The sequence below is a fragment of the Bradyrhizobium sp. USDA 4510 genome, assembly GCF_054059095.1.
Genome location: NZ_JBSSBT010000001.1, coordinates 7,127,117 through 7,146,918, shown reverse-complemented (window position 1 = coordinate 7,146,918; position 19,802 = coordinate 7,127,117). Strand labels below are relative to the sequence as shown.

At 66.3% G+C, this 19,802-nt stretch carries 17 protein-coding genes and 1 pseudogene; 10 read left to right on the top strand and 8 right to left on the bottom strand.

What is annotated here, in order from left to right:
• Positions 1-162 precede the first annotated feature (162 nt).
• Together glf and ACVMDN_RS33355 are read left to right on the top strand one after the other, a co-directional pair.
• Positions 163-1,371 (top strand): UDP-galactopyranose mutase, encoded by a 1,209-nt coding sequence (glf, locus tag ACVMDN_RS33360; protein ID WP_076827315.1) that lies wholly within the window; start codon positions 163-165, stop codon positions 1,369-1,371.
• Between the two features lie 67 nt (positions 1,372-1,438).
• Complete coding sequence (locus ACVMDN_RS33355; RefSeq protein ID WP_076827317.1) at positions 1,439-2,707, top strand: serine hydrolase domain-containing protein; 1,269 nt, start codon at positions 1,439-1,441, stop codon at positions 2,705-2,707.
• A 111-nt stretch (positions 2,708-2,818) separates the two neighbouring features.
• Here ACVMDN_RS33355 and ACVMDN_RS33350 read toward each other — a convergent pair whose 3' ends face one another.
• A complete protein-coding gene (locus tag ACVMDN_RS33350; RefSeq protein WP_075969423.1) occupies positions 2,819-3,106 on the bottom strand; it encodes a hypothetical protein in 288 nt (95 codons plus the stop codon).
• Positions 3,107-3,565: 459 nt separating this feature from the next.
• On the opposite strand from ACVMDN_RS33350, the gene ACVMDN_RS33345 reads away from it, so the two are divergent.
• The 3 genes from ACVMDN_RS33345 to ACVMDN_RS33335 all read left to right on the top strand — a co-directional run bounded on the left by ACVMDN_RS33345 (position 3,566) and on the right by ACVMDN_RS33335 (position 5,831).
• A complete protein-coding gene (locus ACVMDN_RS33345) occupies positions 3,566-4,867 on the top strand; it encodes a PQQ-dependent sugar dehydrogenase (RefSeq protein WP_076827321.1) in 1,302 nt (433 codons plus the stop codon).
• Positions 4,868-5,004: 137 nt separating this feature from the next.
• Entirely contained in the window at positions 5,005-5,331 is a 327-nt protein-coding gene (locus ACVMDN_RS33340) for an ArsR/SmtB family transcription factor (protein ID WP_141340053.1), read from the top strand.
• On the top strand, positions 5,328-5,831 hold the full coding sequence (locus tag ACVMDN_RS33335) for an SRPBCC family protein (protein WP_225646597.1): 504 nt from the start codon (positions 5,328-5,330) through the stop codon (positions 5,829-5,831). The genes ACVMDN_RS33340 and ACVMDN_RS33335 overlap by 4 nt, the downstream gene beginning before the upstream one ends.
• A gap of 31 nt (positions 5,832-5,862) precedes the next feature.
• Here ACVMDN_RS33335 and ACVMDN_RS33330 read toward each other — a convergent pair whose 3' ends face one another.
• From ACVMDN_RS33330 to ACVMDN_RS33315, 4 genes are all read right to left on the bottom strand, one after another.
• Positions 5,863-6,633: an SDR family oxidoreductase gene (locus ACVMDN_RS33330; protein WP_076827323.1), complete on the bottom strand. Its 771-nt coding sequence runs from the start codon at positions 6,631-6,633 to the stop codon at positions 5,863-5,865.
• Between the two features lie 163 nt (positions 6,634-6,796).
• Entirely contained in the window at positions 6,797-7,651 is an 855-nt protein-coding gene (locus ACVMDN_RS33325; RefSeq protein ID WP_057017696.1) for an alpha/beta fold hydrolase, read from the bottom strand.
• A gap of 40 nt (positions 7,652-7,691) precedes the next feature.
• Positions 7,692-8,291, bottom strand: a complete 600-nt coding sequence (locus ACVMDN_RS33320) for a TMEM175 family protein (protein WP_076827331.1) — start codon at positions 8,289-8,291, stop codon at positions 7,692-7,694.
• A 33-nt stretch (positions 8,292-8,324) separates the two neighbouring features.
• Positions 8,325-9,020, bottom strand: a complete 696-nt coding sequence (locus ACVMDN_RS33315) for an alpha/beta fold hydrolase (RefSeq protein ID WP_076827333.1) — start codon at positions 9,018-9,020, stop codon at positions 8,325-8,327.
• Positions 9,021-9,206: 186 nt separating this feature from the next.
• Between ACVMDN_RS33315 and ACVMDN_RS33310 the strand changes: the two genes are divergently transcribed.
• The 4 genes from ACVMDN_RS33310 (at position 9,207) to ACVMDN_RS33295 (ending at position 13,512) form a co-directional block, all read left to right on the top strand.
• The gene (locus tag ACVMDN_RS33310; protein WP_057017699.1) at positions 9,207-9,821 is read left to right on the top strand and encodes a CGNR zinc finger domain-containing protein; all 615 of its coding nucleotides are present in this window, start codon (positions 9,207-9,209) and stop codon (positions 9,819-9,821) included.
• A gap of 86 nt (positions 9,822-9,907) precedes the next feature.
• Positions 9,908-10,594: a haloacid dehalogenase type II gene (locus ACVMDN_RS33305; RefSeq protein ID WP_076827335.1), complete on the top strand. Its 687-nt coding sequence runs from the start codon at positions 9,908-9,910 to the stop codon at positions 10,592-10,594.
• Between the two features lie 178 nt (positions 10,595-10,772).
• Positions 10,773-11,120, top strand: a complete 348-nt coding sequence (locus tag ACVMDN_RS33300) for a hypothetical protein (RefSeq protein ID WP_076827336.1) — start codon at positions 10,773-10,775, stop codon at positions 11,118-11,120.
• A 343-nt stretch (positions 11,121-11,463) separates the two neighbouring features.
• Positions 11,464-13,512, top strand: coding sequence for a DEAD/DEAH box helicase (locus tag ACVMDN_RS33295; protein ID WP_076827338.1), 2,049 nt, complete (start codon positions 11,464-11,466; stop codon positions 13,510-13,512).
• Between the two features lie 236 nt (positions 13,513-13,748).
• Here ACVMDN_RS33295 and ACVMDN_RS33290 read toward each other — a convergent pair whose 3' ends face one another.
• On the bottom strand, positions 13,749-15,242 hold the full coding sequence (locus ACVMDN_RS33290; RefSeq protein ID WP_076827340.1) for a sensor domain-containing diguanylate cyclase: 1,494 nt from the start codon (positions 15,240-15,242) through the stop codon (positions 13,749-13,751).
• 115 nt (positions 15,243-15,357) lie between these two features.
• Here ACVMDN_RS33290 and ACVMDN_RS33285 point away from each other — a divergent pair, with 115 nt between their 5' ends.
• Positions 15,358-15,636: a DUF7662 domain-containing protein gene (locus tag ACVMDN_RS33285; RefSeq protein WP_057017704.1), complete on the top strand. Its 279-nt coding sequence runs from the start codon at positions 15,358-15,360 to the stop codon at positions 15,634-15,636.
• Between the two features lie 113 nt (positions 15,637-15,749).
• On the opposite strand, the gene ACVMDN_RS33280 is transcribed toward ACVMDN_RS33285, so the two are convergent.
• Positions 15,750-18,626, bottom strand: a complete 2,877-nt coding sequence (locus tag ACVMDN_RS33280; RefSeq protein ID WP_076827342.1) for an EAL domain-containing protein — start codon at positions 18,624-18,626, stop codon at positions 15,750-15,752.
• 120 nt (positions 18,627-18,746) lie between these two features.
• Positions 18,747-19,746: pseudogene (locus ACVMDN_RS33275) on the bottom strand (NAD(P)H-quinone oxidoreductase).
• Positions 19,747-19,802 lie beyond the last annotated feature (56 nt).

Genomic DNA, 19,802 nt, shown 5'->3' with positions numbered 1-19,802 from the left:
GGGCATTTCCGTCGCCTTGCTTGCTGTCAGTTGAACGGCCGAGCCGGCCGTTCCGGGCTCGGAATTATCCTGATGGGCGGATTTATTTCGCCGGAAACGGCCGTGTCGTCACGTTGAAGCTGCGTCGGGCGCCGTCGCGATCCGACATGAGGGCGAGAGCGCATGCAGCTTGATGGCTTCGACGTCGTCGTGGTGGGGGCGGGCTTCTTCGGCGCTGTGATCGCCGAGCAGGTGGCGAGCAGGCTCGGCCGCTCCGTCTGCGTGCTCGACCGCCGTCCGCATATCGGCGGCAACGCCTATTCGGAGCTCGACCCCGACAGCGGCGTCGAGGTGCATCGCTACGGCACGCATATCTTCCACACCAATTCCGAGACCGTCTGGCGCTATCTGCACCGCTTCACCGAGTTCACCGGCTACCGTCACCGCGTCTTCACGGTGGCGAAGGGCCGCGTCTATTCGATGCCGATCAACCTTGCGACCGTGTGCGCGGCGTTCGGGCGCGCCATGACGCCGGACGAGGCCCGCGTCGTGATCGCGGCGGAGGCGGCCGCGCACGGCGCCGCGGGGATCGGCAATCTCGAGGACAAGGCAATCGCCTCGGTCGGCCGCACGCTCTACGATCTCTTGATCCGCGGCTATACGCAGAAGCAGTGGCAGACCGATCCGCGTGAGCTTTCGGCCGACATCATCGGCCGCCTGCCGGTCCGCTTCACGTTCGACGATCGCTACTTCGCCGATCGCTATGAGGGCATGCCGGCAGACGGCTACATCGCGATCTTTCGCCGGATGCTCGATCATCCCAGGATCGCGGGCCACCTCGGCGTCGACTATTTCGACGTCGCCGACCGCATCAATCCGCGGCAGCTCGTGGTCTATACCGGTCCGATCGACCGCTTCTTCGGCTATGCCTGCGGCCATCTCGGCTGGCGCACCGTCGACTTCGCGCGCGAGGTGCACGACGTCGCCGACTACCAGGGCGCCGCGGTCATCAACTATGCCGACGCCGAGGTGCCGTACACCCGCGTCCACGAGTTCAGGCATCTGCATCCGGAGCGCGCGCATGCGCAAGGCCGGACGACGATCTATCGCGAATATTCCCGCTTCGCGGGCCGGAGCGACGAGCCGTATTATCCGATCAACACCGCCGCCGACCGCGCCATGCTCGCCTCCTATCACGCCATGACGGCGTCGCGGCCGAATGTCATTTTCGGCGGCCGGCTCGGCTCCTACAAATATCTCGACATGCACCAGGCGATCGGCGCGGCACTGAAGACGTTCGAGCTCGAGGTCGAGCCGTTCTTCGCGCAGCAAGGCATGCACCGGCGTGACGCGGCCGCGCGCCGCGAAGTCTTGTCGCCCTTGCCGGCGTGATCTAATCCTGCGAGCTGCGGGCAACGAACGCCATAACAAATCGCCCGCGGTCCCCGGTGAGGAAACAATGAGAAAAACCGTTATTGCCGCGGCTGCCGCCGCCACTAGCCTTGCTGTCAGCATCGCCCACGCCGCGCCGCTTCCGGAAACGTCGGCGCACCAGGCCGGTTTCTCGGAGCGGGGGCTGGTGCGGCTCGACGACTTCTTCGCGCGCGAGATCGCGGCCAAGCGCGTGCCCGGCGCCGTGGTGGCGATCGCGCGCGACGGCAAGCTCGTGCATTACAAGGCGTATGGTCAGCTCGATCCGGTGAGGGGCACGCCGATGCCGATCGATGCGGTGTTCGCGCTGGCGTCGATGACCAAGCCGATGGCGGCGGTTGCAGGACTGACGCTGATGGAGCAGGGCAAGCTGCCGCTGCAGGCCAAAGTCGCCGAGTTCTATCCGGCGTTCGCCGACATGAAGGTCGGCGTGCAGCAGGCCGACGGCTCGCTGAAGATGGAGCCGCAGGCGCAGCCGATCTTCATCCACGATCTCTATCGCCACACCTCCGGCCTGATGTATGGCGGCCGGCCCGACAGCTCGAGCGCACTGGCGCGGCTCTATCCCGACGGCACCGCGCCGGCGGTCGAGGGCGATACCCAGGCCTTCATCGACCGCATCACCCAGCTGCCTCTGGTGCATCAGCCCGGCACCGAGTTCGAGTACGGCTTCTCGATCGACGTGCTCGGCGCCGTGGTCGAGAAGGTCTCAGGCCAGCGGCTTGGCGAATATCTCGCGGCCAATGTTTGGAAGCCGCTCGGCATGAAGGATGCGACGTTCCACCCGGCCGAGGCGCAGCGCGCGCGGCTGGCGCGTCCGTTCCCCAACGATCCGCTCACGGGCAAGCCGCAAGCCATCAAGCTGCTCGATACGCCGACCAGGTTCGATTGCGGCGGCGGCTGCTCGTTCGCGACCGTCGGCGACTATCTGCGCTTCGGGCAGATGCTGCTCAATGGCGGCGAGCTCGACGGCATGCGCATCCTCAGCCCCAAGACGGTGCATCACATGACGTCGAACCATCTCGGGCCCGAGATCAAGAACAACGTCGCGGCGGTCGAACCGCATCGCGGCGGATTCGGTTTCGGGCTGTCGGTCGCGGTGCGGACCAGCGAGGGGCTGTCGTCGGTGCCGGGCAATCCCGGCGAGTTCACCTGGAACGGCGCTTATGGCACCCAGTTCTTCTGCGATCCGAAGGAGCGCCTTGTCGTCGTTGTGGGAACCGCAGCGCCGGGCGAGCTGCGCAAATATTATCGCGAGAATGTGCAGGACATCGTCTACGGCGCGATGGTGAAGTAACACCTCAGCAGGAAAGTCGAACCTCACGTTCCCACGTTTTGCATACGTGGAACGTGGAACAGCAAAAAGGTCCGTCGCTCAAGTGAGCGACGGACCTTAAATTTTGCGTGGCTACCAGCGCCTGTAGACGCCGGTCAGCGTACCGTTGTTGTTCCCTTCAGGACCCACGTCACCCTGGGTCGAGCTCGGCGTCGGGTGGTTGGTGCCGTTGAACGAACCGTACCAGCCCGGCTCCGCTGGAGAGTACATCACGTCAGGCTGCACGGCCTGATAGCGGGGGCCGCCGTAATATCTCGGACCAGGGTTCCCATAAGGATAGTAGCCTTGTGCGAACGCGCCTGCCGTTGTTGCGATCAGGGACGCCGCGGCGAGGGACAATATCTTGGTCTTTCGTTGCATTCACACTCTCCTTGCTGGTGTCCCGACCAACGACCGCCATGGAGCGGCGTTCCTGATCTGCCATGCATCTCGCAAGGGCAAATCTGCGCGAGCGTGGGGTCAGGTTCTTGTGAAGGGGCTTGTGTTCCGGGAGGGCACTGCCGGGCTCTGCCCGGCAGGATGCATCCGTCGCCGGCCCGTTATGCTTCTATGGCTATAACGGCGGATGCGCGAGCGGCGCCTCGAAAAGCCGGGGCGGTTCGTAAAAGGAAGCCCGCCACTGCGGCGGGCAAGGTCTCAGGGAGGAAAGCGCCCTGACAAGGGAGCGTGCAGCCAGTCTCCCCGATTCGTGCGCGGCTGCGAAGATCGTATAACTACTGTCATCAGGGCCGGCATTATGCGAATGCTGCTGCGGGCCGCGGCCGGTCGGCAAGGGAATGACAAGGCGCGCTAACACTGCGCAATTACAGGGGAAGTTTCATGAGCACGTCTGGAGTTTTTGCCCGCGTCGTCGCGGCGATCGGGGCCGGCGCCCTGGCGTGGCGGCGGATGCAGGGCGCGCAGCCCGCGCCCGCCTGGGGTAGCGCGCCAGAGATCCCGCAGGCCAAACCCCAGGGCGCGATCCCGACGCTCAAGATGCCGACGGCGCTGGGCTGGGACAACGACCAGAAGCCGGTCGCCGCGCCCGGGCTCAAGGTCAACGCCTTTGCCGCCGGGCTCGATCATCCGCGCTGGATCAATGTGCTGCCCAATGGCGATGTGCTGATCGCGGAGGCGACGCAGATCGCAGGAAAGCCGCGCAGCGTCTTCCACTACGCGATGCAGGCGACGATGCGGCGCGCCGCGGCGCTCGGCGTCAGCGCCAATCGCATCACGCTGCTGCGCGACCGTGACGGCGACGGCGTCGCCGAAAGTCGCGGCGCCTTCATGGAAGGATTGAGCCAGCCGTTCGGCATGGCGCTGGTCGGCGACACCTTCTATGTCGGCAACACCGACGGCGTCGTGGCTTTTCCCTACACTGCGGGCGCCGATCGCATCACCGCGCCGGGACGCAAGCTCGTCAGCTTCAAGCCCGACGGGCACTGGACGCGCAGCCTGCTGCCGAGCGCCGACGGCAAGAAGCTTTATGCCGGCGTCGGTTCGCTCAGCAACATCGCCGAGAACGGTTTTGCGGTCGAGGAAGGCCGCGCCGCGATCTACGAGCTCGATCTCGCAGGTGGCACCAGCCGCATCTTCGCCGGCGGCCTGCGCAATCCGGTGGGCATCGCGTGGGAGCCGAGCACCAATGTGCTGTGGACCGTCGTCAATGAGCGCGACGGCCTCGGTGACGAGACGCCGCCGGACTATCTGACCTCGGTACGCGACGGCGGCTTCTACGGCTGGCCTTATTGCTACTGGGGCAAGACGGTCGACGATCGCGTGCCACAGGATCCGGCGATGGTCGCCAAGGCGATCCAGCCGGACTACGCGCTCGGCGGCCACACCGCCTCGCTCGGCCTGTGCTGGATGCCGCAGGGCACGCTGCCGGGTTTTCCCGACGGCATGGTGATCGGCCAGCACGGCTCGTGGAATCGCTCGACGCTGTCAGGCTACAAGGTGGTGTTCGTGCCGTTCGCGGACGGCCGTCCCGCGGGGCCGCCGCGCGACATCCTTTCGGGCTTCCTCGCGCCCGACGAGAAGGTGTCGTACGGCCGCCCGGTGGGCGTCGCGCTCGGCCCCGACGGCTCGCTGCTGGTGGCCGACGACGTCGGCAACGTGATCTGGCGCGTGACGGCGGCGTAAGCGCCTGCACTTGCGGCAAGACGATTTGAACGGCGCGGCTTCGATCGGAGCCGCGCCGTTTCATTTGGAACAGAGCGTTAGCCTTGACTTACCGTAAGTGTAGACTTACGTTAAATCCAACAACGGACGACACGATCATGATCAGCGCCGAACGCGCGCTCGACGCGCTGGGAGACCCGACCCGCCGCCTGGTGTTCAAGCGGCTGCGTGAGGGCAATCGATCGGTGCAGGAGATCGCCGACGGCCTCAAGGTGAGCCGTCCGGCAGTGTCGCAGCATCTTCGGGTGCTGAAGGACGCCGGCCTTGCCGTGGTGCGGATCGAAGGCACGCGGCGGCTCTATGCCATCGACACCCGCGGGTTGGAGAGCCTGCGCGGCTGGCTCGACGGATTCTGGGACAAGACACTGACCGCCTTCAAGCAAGCGGCCGAACGCGAAGCCGCCAAAGAGAGGAGATCCCGATGACGATGCAAGCGACCTCCGACAATTACGATCCCTACAGCGTCCGCAAGGTGATGAATGTCGAGGCGCCGCCGGCGGTGGCCTGGCGGGTCTTCACCGAGCAGATGGGCACGTGGTGGCCGCTCGCGCATTACAAAATCGGCAAGACCAATGCGGTCGATGCAATCATGGAGCCGCGCGTCGGCGGCCGCTGGTACGAACGCGGCGACGACGGCAGTACCTGCGACTGGGGCAGCGTGCTGCTCTGGGAGCCCCCGTCGCGCCTCGTGCTGTCGTGGGATATCACCGCGGACTGGCAATACGATCCGAACCTGAAGACCGAGATCGAGGTGCGCTTCATTGCCGACGGCAAGGACGCCACCCGCGTCGAGCTCGAGCACCGCAAGCTCGACCGTTACGGCGCCCGCGCCGCCGAGATGCGCCGCATCTTTGATACCGAAGGCGATTGGGGCCGGCTGCTCGCGATGTTCGCGGCACGCGCCGCGCAGGGGCCGAAAGCATGACCGCGCGCGGATCGGCAATAGCGCGGCGATGTCAGACAGTCCTGATCTCGCCGCCATCGATGCGCAGCACGGTGCCGGTCATCCAGCGCGCCGGCGGCGACACGGCATAGGCGACGAGGTCGGCGATCTCCTCCGGCGTGCCGAACCGCCTGATGCCGGCCTGCCTGAGGAAGCCGGCCTTGGCCGCGTCGACATCGAGCTGCCTTGCCGCTGCGATCTTCTCCAGCATCGCGAGGCGTCGGCCGGTCATCACGGCGCCCGGGGACACGCAGTTCACCTGCACGCCGTCGTCGATGCCGCGCTCGGCGAAGGCTTTTGCAAGTGCCTCGATCGCGGCGTTGATCGTGCCCACCGCGGCGGCGCCGGCGCGGGGTAGCACGGCGGCATTGCCTGACGTGAAGATGACAGCGCCTTGCGACGCTTTCAGCGCGTCCCAGGCGCGGATCGTCAGCCGCCTCGCGCCGTGAAACTTGAGCGCGAGGCCGGCGTCCCATTGCTGGTCGGTCAGCTCGAACAGATCGAGCCCGGGCACTGAGCCTGCGACATTGACCAGCGCGTCGATGCGGCCGAAGCGATCCAGCGTGGCCTTGACGATTTCATCAGCGGCATCAGGCGCGGCGAGATCGAGCTCGAGCGCCAGCGGCGTGCTGCCGCGTCTTTCGATCTCCTGAGCGGCCTCGCGCAGCCTCTCGCCGCTGCGCGCGACGAGGACGATGGCGGAAAAATCCCGCGCGAGCCGCAGCGCGGCGGCACGTCCGATGCCGGAGCTGGCGCCGGTCACGATGGCGACGGATGTAGTCATGTGTACTTCCTTGCAGTGGTCGGCGCGACTGAGTGGATGTGAGCCCGTCATTGCGAGGAGCGACAGCGACGAAGCAATCCATCCTTCCGTTGTGCGGAGCTATGGATTGCTTCGCTTCGCTCGCAAAGACGCGGATAGAGTTGTGGGTGCCGACATCCTTGAGTCAGCGGTTCAGGAACTCGCGGATAGCCTGCGCGATCTCGGCGGCGTGCGTTTCCAGCGCAAAGTGGCCGGTGTCGAAAAATTTGACGACCGCCTTCGGATTGTCGCGCTTGAACGCCTCGGCGCCCGGCGGCAGGAAGAACGGATCGTTCTTGCCCCACACCGCGAGGAACGGCGGCTGGTGGGTGCGGAAGTAAGTCTGGAAGGTGGGGTAGAGCGCGACGTTGCTCTTGTAGTCGCCGAACAGATCGAGCTGCACGTCGTGCGCGCCGGGCCGCGCCATGTAGTAGTTGTCGAGGTTCTGGCCGTCCGGCGACACCGTTTGCGGATCTGATGTGCCGTGGGTGTACTGCCAGCGCGTGGTCTCCGGCGTCAGGAACGCACGCAAGGCGTCGCGGTTCGCCGGCGAGGGATCCTGCCAATAGGCCTTGATCGGCGTCCAGCCGTCGCTGAGGCCTTCCTGATAGGCGTTGCCGTTCTGGGAGATGATCGCCGTGATCCGCTCCGGATGCTTGACCGCCAGGCGGAAGCCGGTCGGCGCGCCATAATCGAACACATAGACCGCGAAGCGATCGAAGCCGATCACCTCGGTAAAGCGATCGATGACGCCGGCGATGCTGTCGAAAGTGTAGTTGAACTTGTCGCGCGGCGGCATGTCCGACTGGCCGAAGCCGGGCAAATCCGGCGCCACGATGTGGAATTTGTCCGCGAGCTGCGGGATCAGATCGCGGAACATGTGGCCGGCGCTCGGGAAGCCGTGCAGCAGCAGCAGCTTTGGCGCGCCGGGCGAACCGGCTTCGCGATAGAAGATGTTAAAGCCGTCGACATCGGCAATGCGGTATTTGACCTGGGACATCTGTCACTCCTTGTGATCGTGCGTTGGTGAGTTCCGGGACTTAGGATTTGATTTGCTTCGCGAGCCCGCTGATCGCTTCGGGACGCAGATAGAGCAGCAGGGCGCAGCACACGGTGGCAAAGCCCAGCAGCGGCATGAACGGGGCGATGGCGGTGCCGGCCGCGAACACCAGCACGGCGAGCAAGGTGCGGCGCTGCGTCCATGTCCGCACGCGCTCGGAGATCAGGCTCTGGTCTGCCTGCGTCAGCACCGTGCGCTCGAAGGCGAGATAGGCGAGATCGATCAGCAGGAAGATGACTGCATAGACCACCACCGGCGCGGCGGCCATGTGCGATCGCGCGACCCATGCGGTGGCAAACGGCAGCAGTGAAACCGCGAACAGATGCACGAAGTTCAGCCAGATCAACCGCGGCGTCGGCTGCCGCACCAGATGCAGCAGATGGTGATGATTGACCCAGATCACCGCGATGAACAGATAGCTCGCGGCGTAGCTGATCGCGGTCGGCCACAGCGGCAGCAGGTCGGCGAACCGCGAGCCCTCCGGCGCCTTCAGCTCCAGCACCATCACCGTGATGATGACGGCGATCACCGCATCGGAAAACGCGCCGAGCCGGTCGGCCGAGAGACGTTTCTCCTGCATGGCAGCTCTCCTGTCCGGAATCGTGGGAAGAGGTCAGTGCTCTGTAACGTTCTCGACCGCTTCCCGGATGATGTCGGTGACGAGCTTCGGCGCGGTGACGATCGGGGTATGATCGACGGGATGTGAACGCACGGTCGCCTGCATCCGCGCCGCCATGCTGCGCTGAGTCTCGGGCGCGATCATCCGGTCGTCCTCGGCAACCAGGAACCAGCTCGGGACGTCCTTCCAGAGCGGGCGGCCGACCGGCACGGTGATGCAGGCCGGCGAGATCGGCCGCTGCACCGCGGCGAGTACCGCAAGGTCCTCGGACCGCGCGCCCTGCGCAAAGGCCGCTGCGAAAGCAGACTCCGGCAGCCAGATCAGGCCATTGGCGTCGGGCGCGAGCTTCGGCGCGAACGGATGCGGCGGCAGCCGGTAGAATACGTCGGCGACCGTCTCGCTTTCATCCGGCGCCAGCGCCGCGACATAGACCAGCGCCTTGACGCGCGGCGAGCGGGTCTCGGCAATCACGGCGCCGGCATAGGCATGGCCAACCAGCACCACCGGGCCCGCGACGCGGTCGAGAGTGCGGTTCAGCGCGGCGACGTCGTCGGCGAGCGAGGTGAGGGGCAGCGGCGCCGCCACCGCTGTAATGCCCTCGGCGTCGAGCGCCGTGATCACCCGCGCCCAGCTCGAGCCGTCGGCCCACGCGCCATGCGCAAGCACCACGCTGACATCCTTGTTCGACATTGTCCGCTCCCTCGTTTCAGGCCCGTTTTGCCGTAACCTCTAAAATTCTGTTTGACAGGTTATCGCACTTATGGTCCAGGACGCGTAACTTGTCAAATGATTTTTATCAGGTTACTATTTCCGTGACTGAGGAAGCCGTCAGAAAGCCGCCAGGAGGGCGTCACCGTGCAATCCCATCCGCCCGCGATGTTCATCGCAGACAGCCTGGGCATCGATTTCATCAATTCGATTGCGACCCCGGTCGATACGCCGGTCGACTGGATCGGCGATGGCGACGGCCTGCTGCGCTGGCTCGCGCAGGCGCAGCTGGTGCCGCCCGATGTGCTCGACGAGCTCAAGGCGCGCGCGACGCCGGGCGAGCTCGACGACGTCGCCGGTCAGGCCCGCGATTTGCGCGAGTGGTTCCGCGGCTTCGTGCGCAAGCATATGGGCCGGCCGCTGGCGTCGCGTGCGCTCAAGGAGATCGAGCCGCTGAACCGGCTGCTGGAAAGCGATCAGGCGTTCAGCCGGATCGTGGCGCATCGCCGCAAGGACGGCGATGGCGGCCATGACGGTTTCGCGCTGGAGCGGACGCGGCGCTGGCGTTCGGCCGAAACATTGCTGCTGCCGATCGGGGAAGCGATGGCCAGGGTCGTCTGCGAGGAAAGCTTCTCCGACATCAAGGCGTGCGAGGGCCCGGCCTGCACGCTGATGTTCGCCGACCACACGCGGGCGCGTGCGCGCCGATGGTGCAGCATGGCGATCTGCGGCAACCGCGCCAAGCAGGCCGCGCACCGCAGCCGGATGAAGGACAGGGGCTGAGACCACCAAAGCATGACCCGGAAAAGTGCGTAGCGGTTTTCCGAAAAGATCATGCTCAAAACAAAGACCAACAGGAGCCCAACAAAATGGCGGCACTTCCCCTGATCGTGTTCGACGTCAACGAAACCCTGCTCGACCTCGAGACCATGGAGCCGGTGTTCGCGCGCATCTTCAACGACAGGAGCGCGATGCGGCTGTGGTTCGCCAACTTCATCATGTACTCGGCCTCGCTCACCGTCGCGGGGTGTTACGTGCCGTTCACCGATATCGGCGCCGCGGTCATGAAGATGCTGGCCGACACCCGCGGCATCAGGATCGACGATGCCGACAAGCAGGAGCTGACCGAGAAATTCTCCACCATGCCGCCGCACGGCGAAGTGCCCGGCGCGCTGCGCAGGCTGCGCGCGGCGGGTTTCCGCCTGTTCACGCTGACCGACAATCTGCTCGAGGTGCAGACCCGGCAGCTGACCCATGGCGGCATCGTCGATCTGTTCGAGCGGCGCTTCTCCGCCGACGGCGTCAAGCATCACAAGCCGTCGCGGCAGGCCTATGGCTATGTCGAGAAGGAGCTCGGGGCAAAGCCCTCGGAGTTCTGCCTGATCGCCTGCCACACCTGGGACACGCTGGGCGCGGTCGCGGCCGGCTGGGAGGCCGCGCTGATCAAGCGTCCCGGCAACGATGTCCTCGGCGTCGGCCCGCAGCCGCAGGTCGTCGGCAATGATCTCGACGATGTCGCCGGTCAGCTGATCCGCCGCTACGGCGCCAAAGGGTAACGACGCCTGACGGATTCCCGCGCAGAGAAGAGGGCAAAACGCCCCTCCAGGCCCGATCGCTCGGAAGCGCATAAAACCGGAATGAAATCCATAGCGGTTCTCAACCATGCCCCTTGAGCTTTCCTCAACTTCCGCGGCCGATGCTGCATCCGCCGCAGGGATCGAAGGAGCTCACAGCATGCCGGCCAAGGGACGAGCGACCGCCACCAACGCCACCGCGCAAGGGCGCGAGGACATCCTCAACGCGCGCGCCATCAGCACGCTGGGCGCCGGCGTCGTCAGCGCGATGAGCGCGGTCGGCGCCGCCGTCATCAAGAAGAACAAGCCGGCACTCGGCAAGAACGCGGACTGGTTCTGGCACATGTTCGCGAAATGCGAGGCCAGGGCCGCGCGCATCGCCGAGCAGGCCGCGCGCGATCCGGAGGCCTGCGGCGATGCCACCTTCATCGAGGTCTATGCCGCGCAATTGCCGAAGCTGATGACAGCGGCGCTCGAGAGCCACGAGAAGGCGCTCAAGGCGAAGTGATGCGGCGTCCAGAGAGTCCCGCAACGGTGCTTGCCCCGTTCTCGTTCCTCTTGACCTCTCAAATGCGCCAAGGCGGCAAAGTAGCGGCGGCTGTCGCCGACCGGACGGTCTTGCAGGTTAGGCGAAGCCGTCACCCGCCATCGCGCTGACCAGCCCTACGGCCCGGATCGGGCAGGCCGCCTGATCCGGGCGCCAGCTTTTCTGCGACGGGGGCATGGCGATTTGGCGCTTCTTGGCGTAAAGCACCCCAAATCGTCATGCGGCTGTGCCGCCTGCCGGGTACGCAGCTCCAGGTCGTCCCGCTCGACGTTCTGCGCCCGGACCAATCAAGGTTTCCCATCTCGTGCCCTTTCCGACCACAAGTTCGCCGCTCGCCCGCGCCTTGGCTGAGCGCAACTACGATCAACCGACCCCGGTCCAGCTCGCCGTGCTCGCGGACGACGCTGTGGACCGCGATCTCCTGGTTTCAGCCCAGACCGGCTCGGGCAAGACCGTTGCCTACGGCTTGGCCATGGCAAAGGACCTGCTCGACGGTGCCGAGCGGTTCGAGCCGGCTGCCGCCCCGCTGGCCCTGATCGTCGCGCCGACCCGCGAGCTCGCCTTGCAGGTCCAGCGCGAGCTTGCTTGGCTTTATGAACACGCCGACGGCCGCGTCGTCTCCTGTGTCGGCGGCATGGACCCGCGCCGCGAGCAGCGCGAGCTTGCCGAGGGCGCCCACATCGTGGTCGGGACGCCCGGCCGGTTGTGCGACCATTTGCGGCGCGGCCGTCTCGACATTTCGGAACTCAAGGTCGTCGTGCTCGACGAGGCCGATGAAATGCTCAATCTCGGTTTCCGCGAGGATATGGAATTCATCCTCGAGACCACGCCGGACACCCGCCGCACCTTGCTGTTCTCGGCGACGTTTCCGCGCGGCATCGTCGCGCTTGCCAAGCAGTATCAGGAGCAGGCGTTCCGGATCGAGGTCGCGGGTGACGAAGGCGGCCATGCCGATATCGAGTACCGCGCCATCCGGGTGGCTGCCGACGATGTCGAGCACGCCGTCGTCAACGTGCTGCGTTTCCATGAGGCGCCGAGCGCGCTGGTGTTTTGCAACACCCGTGAGGCCGTCCGGCATTTGCAGGCGGCGCTGCTCGAGCGCGGGTTCTCCGTCGCCGCGCTGTCGGGCGAAATGACCCAGAACGAGCGGACCCAGGCGCTGCAGGCGTTGCGCGACGGGCGGTCGCGGGTTTGCGTCGCGACCGACGTCGCGGCGCGCGGCATCGACCTGCCGAGCCTCGATCTCGTCATTCACGCGGATCTGCCGAAAGACCCGGAGGTCATGCAGCATCGCTCGGGCCGTACCGGCCGCGCCGGCCGCAAGGGCGTCAGCATCCTGCTGGTGCCGCCGGCACGGCGGCGGCGCGCCGAATTGCTGCTCGATCTCGCCGGCATCGATGTGGTCTGGGGCTCCGCGCCGCAGGCGGAGGAGATCCGCAAGCTCGACCATGATCGCCTGCTGCAGGATGCGGTGTTCTCCGAGGAGGCGACATCAGACGATCTGGCGCTGGCGCAGGCCTTGCTCGCCGAACGCGCGCCCGAGGCGATTGCCGCAGCGCTCGCCCGGCTCTACCGCGCGCGGCTGCCTGCGCCCGAAGACATCCTCGATCCCGGCGAGGGACGCGGCCGGGACCGCGACGATCGCCGCGGCGAGCGCGCCTCGCGCCGCGATGATCGTGCCGCCGGGCCGCGATCGAAGACCGGCAAGTCCTCCGCGCGTCACGGCATGGAGGAGGCGACCGTCTGGTTCCGCGCCGCGATCGGACGCCGGAAGAACGCCGAAGCCCGCTGGCTGCTGCCGATGATCTGCCGCCGTGGCGGCATCGACAAGCGCGACATCGGCGCGATCAAGATCATGGATACGACCACCGAGTTCGAGATCGCCGCGCGGGTCGCGGATTCCTTCGCGGTCAAGATCAAGCGTCCGGACAAGGAAGACAGCATCCGCATCGAGCCGCTGGCGGGCGCGCCGCAGGGAGAGGTGCGCGAGAAGCCGGCGCGCAAGCCCTGGCGCGACGATGGCGACGGCGGATACAGCGCGCCGCGCGCCGGGGGGCCGCGCGACGAGGGGGCGGGAAAGCGGCGCGGCAAACCGGACCGCGAGGCCAGAGCGTTTTCGAGCGAAGGCGCGAGCGGTTCGCGTCAGGAATACGCGTCAAAGAAGGAATCCAGGGACTCGTTCCGATCAGATCGGGACGGAAAAGGCTTCAGGCCGAAATCCGGCGACGAGCCCCGGTTCGGAAAGAAAAAGAAGCATCCGGGCAAGTCCAGCCACGCCGGACCCACGCAGTGGCCGGACGTGTCGGCGAAGCCGAAGTTCGGCAAGAAGCCGAAGAAGAAGCGGCGGGGCTGAGTTGGCGTGCGGATGTGTGAGTCACAAGCCGTGCCACATCCTCACCGTCGTCCCGGCGAAGGCCGGGACCCATTACCCCGAATGCTCATTGTTGCCTAACGCTGGAGCCGCAGCTCGCTTCGACGACGAACGCCTGTGGTTATGGGTCCCGGCCTTCGCCGGGACGACGATGCGGAGAGGGCTTCGCGTCTAACTGATTGCTTGTGACGCCCGGTATTTTGCAGCCGCTTGGCCCCTCACGCCACCAGCGCGATCTTCGGCACGGTCGCGAGCACCGACTGGTTGCGGCCGTTGGCCTTGGCGGCGTAGAGCGCCTTGTCGGCGGCCTCGATCAGATCGGACCATTGCTGGCCCGCGGTCGGCCGCATGCTGGCGACGCCGATGCTGACTGTCGTGATCAGTTCGCCCGCGCACCATTGCTGGACCTTGCGGCGGATGGTCTCGGCCAGGTTGAAGGCCTCGAGCGCGGTCATGTTGGGCAGCAGCACGGCGAACTCCTCGCCGCCGAAACGAGCCGGGCAATCGCCGGCGCGGCGCACCGCGTCCGAAATGCAGATCGCGATCCCGACCAGCACCTGGTCGCCGGCCTGATGCCCATAGGTGTCGTTGTAGGCCTTGAAATGATCGGCATCGATCATCAAGAGCGCGACCGGCTGGCCGTAGCGGCCGGCACGGCGCCATTCGCGCTCGATCTCGCCGTCGAACTTGCGCCGGTTCTTCAGGCCGGTGAGGGCGTCGGTAGTCGCCATCTCCTCAAGCTTGTCCTCGGCGTCGGCGCGGCGAACGATCTCGCGGGCGAGCACCAGCGTTGCGCTGAGCACGAACAGGATCAGAAACGCCATGATCGCGCCGATGCGAATGGCCTCCGTGCGCCAGAGGTTGAAGACGGCTTCGAGCGGCTTGCCGACCACCACGTAAAGCGGCCCGGAGCTGCTGCGCCTGACATAGAGCCGCGGTATGTCGTCGACCGGGCCCTTGCCGGAGAAGGCGCCGCCCACCTTCAGGTTCTCGGCCTTCCAGTCGAGCTGCTCCGCGAGGCTCTTGCCGATCACGTCGAGATCGAACGGCGTCCGCATGATGATGGTGCGGTCGTTGCGCAGCACGGTGATGGTGTCGCCCGGCATGAGGTTCAGCCGCCCGAACAGATCGTGGAAATAGCTGAAGCGGATCGAGCCGACCACGACGCCGAGGAAGCGGCTCTCGTCGTCGACGATGCGCCGGCTCAGCACGATGGCGTAGGCGCCGCGATGCAGCATCGGCCGGCTGATGTAAAGGCCGGCATCGGGATTGTCGCGCTGGACCGTGAAATACTCCTCGTCGCTGCGGGTCTCCGGCCGTGGATCGAGGCTCGCCGCGTCGATGGTCAAATTGCCCTTGGTGTCGAACACCTGGATCGCGCCGAAATGTTTTGCGGTCGCGGCGTGATCGAACAGGATCAGCTGGCGCAGTTCCTTGCTGATATTGCGGATCTCCGGCATCTCGAGATTGCTGGCGACCGCGCGCAGCGACAGGTCGTAGAGCTCGATGTTGCGGCTGATGTCGGCCTCGATCCCCGACGCCAGATTCTCCAGGGTGCGGCGGGCCAGTTCCTCCTCGCCGCGGCGCATGTCGAACATCACGCCGGCGCAGACCGCGGAGAAGCCGAGGACGGTCGCAACCGACGCCGCGATCAGCAGCTTTGCCGATAGCCGCCAGCGCCGCCTTGCGTCGTTTCGCCGTCGAAATGACATGTCCCGCTCCAATGCGCCGTCATGCAACGGGAAATCTTGTTGTCGCCTTAAATGGCGACAGCAGCCGCCGAATGGGTTAACGGGTGGTTGCCGGACTTTTGTCATCGAGGACGTTGTGAACGACTACGACGCATTGCGGGATTATCTGAAGAAGCAGCATCTGCCCGAATTCGTGCTGACCTTCGAGGAGATCGAGGCGATCATCGATGCGGCGCTGCCGCGCGCCGCGCACCGGGCCTCGTGGTGGGAGACGTTGCGCAGCCCGCAGGAGAAGATGCCGCAGCGCGAGGCCTGCCTCGAGGCCGGCTACATCGCCACCCGCCAGGCCGACGGCAAGAGCGTCAGGTTCAAGCGCATGCCTAACCGTCGTCCCGGCGAACGCCGGGACCCATAACCACAGGGCGTTGTTGTTACGAAGGCAACCGGCCCCAGCGCGTCATGGATGGGCCGCGGCGTATGGGTCCCGGCTCCCGTGCGCAATTGCGCACGAGGCCGGGACGACAAGAGTTAGCTCGCGGCTTCCAGCCGTTCCTCGGTGAGCAGCCGGGTCGCCGCATCGGCGTCCATCGGCTCGCCGAAGGCAAAGCCCTGGGCGTATTCGCAGCCGAGCTGGTAGAGCTCGACGGCATCCGAATCCGTCTCGGCGCCTTCCGCCACCACCTCCATCCCGAGATCGTGGGCCAGCGCGATGATCGATTTCAGGATCACCGGGCGGGTGCCGCGGCTGGTGGTGCGGACGAAGGACTGGTCGATCTTGATGGTGTCGAACGGGAAGCGCTGCAGATAGGACAGCGAGGAGTGGCCGGTGCCGAAATCGTCGAGCGACAGCCCGGTGCCGAGCTCGCGGATCCGCGCCAGCATCTGGGCGGCGTGCTCCGGGTTCTCCATGACCAGCGATTCCGTCAGCTCAAGCTTCAGCGTGCCGCGCGCCACCGAGGAGCGCGACAGCACGGTGCGGATATCGTGGATCAGATCGTGGCGCAGCAGCTGCCGCGACGACACGTTGACCGAGGCGAAGATCGGCTCGCGGGCGCGCATCGCGCGCTGCCACACCGCGAGCTGGCGCGCGGTCTGGTCCATCACGAACATGCCGAGATCGACGATCAGGCCGGTCTCCTCGGCGACGTTGATGAACTCCGACGGTGACATCCGGCCGAGCTTGGGATGATCCCAGCGCGCCAGCGCCTCGAAGCCGGCGATCGCGCGATCCTCCAGCCGCACGATCGGCTGGTACAGGATCGTGATCTCCTGCCGCTCGATGGCGCGGCGCAGGTCGCTCTCAAGCGTCAGGCGGTCGGTCTTGCGCGCCCGCATCGCCGGCTTGTAGACGTCGATGCGGTCGCCGCCGATCCGCTTGGAATGATACATCGCAAGCTCGGCGTCCTTGATGATCTCGTCGGTCAGCGGTGCCGCCGGGTCGGACAGCGCAAGCCCGATCGAGGCGGTCAGGAAGATCTCGCGGTCGTTGAACGCGATCGGGGCGCGGATGGTCTTGCGGATGGTCTCGGCGAAATTGGTGATCCGCGCCGGGTCCTGCTCCGACAGCAGGATCAGGCCGAACTGGTCGCCGGCCATGCGGGCCAGCGTGTCCTGCGGCTTGAGGATGCGGGTCAGCCGCCGCGCCAGCGTCAGCAAAATGGAATCGCCGACCGCGATCCCGACGGAATCGTTGACCTGCTTGAAGCGGTCGAGGTCGATCACCATCAGGGTCGGCCGCAGGTTCGGCATGGTCTTGGCGAGATTCGCCACTGCGCCGAGGCGGTCCATGAACAGCCGGCGGTTCGGCAGGCCGGTCAGGTTGTCATGGACGGAGTCATGCAGCATCCGCTCTTCGGAGTTCTTGAACTCGGTGACGTCGGTGAGGGTGCCGACCACGCGCGAGACCTCGCCGTCGGAGCCGACCACCGGCCGCGCTTTCAGCGCGAACCACATGAAGTGGCCGTCGGGCGTGCGCAGCCGGAAATCCTGCACCAGGCGGCCGCGGCGCTGGTCGAGCACGCTGTCGAGCGCGGCGCGGAAGCGGTCCTGGTCGAGCGGGTGCAGCACCTCGAGCCATTTCGCCGCCGGGCCTTCCAGCGTGCCGCGCTTGAGGCCGAGCAGGGCCTCGGTCTCGGGGCTGGTGAACACCTTGTCGGCTGACACGTCCCAATCCCAGATCAGGTCGCCGGAGCCGGTCAGCGCCAGCGCGCGGCGCTCGACATCGGAGACGACGCCGGTGGTGGCGCCGCCGCCGGCAAAGGCGTGCTGCATCACCGTGAATCCGATCAGCATCACGATCAGCACCAGGCCGCCGAGCAGCGCCGGGCCGACGATGTCGTTGGTGACGGAGCCGGCGACCGTCATGCCGGCCGCGACCACCCAGACCACCAGCAGGAACCAGGTCGGGATCAACAGCACCGCGCGGTCGAAGCCGTGGGTCGAGAGATAGACGATCAGCGCGAAGCCGGCGAAGGCGATCATCACCAGCGACATGCGCGCGATGCCGGAAGCGACCGCGGGATCGAACAGCGCCAGCGCGACCAGCGAGCCGAGGAAGACCAGCCAGCCGATCGTGATGTGCGAGTAGCGGACGTGCCATCTGCTCAAATTCAGATAGGCGAACAGGAACACCAGCAGTGTCGCGGCGAGGATCGCCTCGCCCGCCGCGCGCCAGACGCGCTCGGCGTTGTTCGACATGTCGAGCACCTTGCCCCAGAAGCCGAAGTCGACGCCGATATAGACCAGCACCGCCCAGGCCAGCGCCGCGGCGGCCGGGAACATGATGCTGCCCTTGACCACAAACAAGATCGTGAGCACGAGCGCGAGCAGGCCCGAGATGCCGATCACGATGCCCTGGTACAGCGTGAACGAGTTGACCTTGTCCTTGTAGGCGTCGGGTTCCCACAGATAGAGCTGCGGCAGCTTGTCGGTGCGCAGTTCCGCGACATAGGTGACGACGGCGCCGGGATCGAGCGTGATGCGGAACACGTCGGCGGTCGGGCTCTCCTGCCGCTCGGGACGATCGCCGACCGACGGCGTGATGGTGGCGATGCGCGACAGGCCGAGGTCGGGCCACAGCAGGCCGGACGACACGATGCGGTAGTGCGGCGCAACGATCAGGCGGTCGAGCTGGTCATCGGTGTTGTTGGCGAGCGCGAACACCACCCAGTTCTGGCCGCCTTCGCGGGCGCGAACCTCGATGCGGCGCACGATGCCGTCGGTTCCGGGGGCGGTGGAGACCTGGATGCGGTCGGCTTCACTGCGCTGATGGTCGAGAACCGCCGTCAGATCGATCGCGGGCGCATCGCTGCGCACGCTGACCGCGTCGATCGCATACGCGGCAGGCGCGGCGGCAAACATCATGAGGCCCAGCGCGAGCAGCGCAAGGCACCTGATCAGACGCAATGTCAGTACTCCGCGATCGACAAACTGACCGGACCCGGCGACCGGCCCGGCGGTGGCGCGATAAATGACACGAAAGCGAAGGGAATCAAAGGGTTTCCGCCCCTGCTTCCGTCGCGAGGGTTAAACCGCCAACACAATTTTGCCAATATGTTCGCTGGTCTCCATGCGCCGGTGCGCGTCGGCGGCCTTTTCCAGCGGGAATGTGCTGTCCATCAGCGGTTTGACGTGGCCTTCGCGCAGCAAGGGCAGCACCTTCGCCTCGATCGCCGCGACCATCGCCGCCTTGTCCGCATTACTACGGGGGCGCAGGGTCGAGCCGGTGTGGTGCAGCCGCTTGACCATCAGCTTGGCGAAATTGGCCGTGGCCTTCGGTGTTCCCGACAGGAACGCGATCTGGACGATGCGGCCCCTCGACCGCGGCGGCGTCATAGTTCCGGTCGATATAATCGCCGCCCACCATGTCGAGGATGACATTGGCGCCGTTGCCGCCGGTGGCCTTCTTCACCGCCTCGACGAAATCCTCGGTCTTGTAATTGACCGCGTGATCGGCGCCGAGCTTGAGGCAGGCATCGGCCTTGTCCTGCGAGCCGACGGTGACGATCACCTTGGCGCCGAACGCCTTGGCAAGCTGGATCGCCATCGTGCCGATGCCCGACGAGCCGCCGTGGATCAGCAGCGTCTCCCCGGCCTGCAGCGCGCCGCGCTCGAACACATTGTGCCACACCGTCATCAGCGTTTCCGGAATCGCGCCGGCTTCCTGCATCGACAGCGAGGGCGGCACGGTCATCGCCTGCGCGTCCTGCGCGATGCAATATTGCGCGTAGCCGCCGCCGGCGACCAGCGACATCACCTTGTCGCCGATCTTGTGCTTTGCGCCTTCGCCGAGCGCGACCACTTCGCCCGCGATTTCGAGGCCGGGCAGGTCGCTGGCGCCGGGCGGCGGCGGATAGGAGCCGGAGCGCTGCGCGACGTCGGGACGATTGACGCCGGCGGCCGCGACCTTGACCAAAATCTCGCCGGCCTTTGGCACCGGCACCGCGCGGGTCTCCGGCACCAGCACCTCAGGGCCACCAGGCTTGCTGATGGCAACGACGGTCATTTGCGCGGGCAGATTTGGCATGGCTGGTCCCTGGTCAGTGGAGAGGATCGGCGGATGGCATACCGCCTTTTCCACCG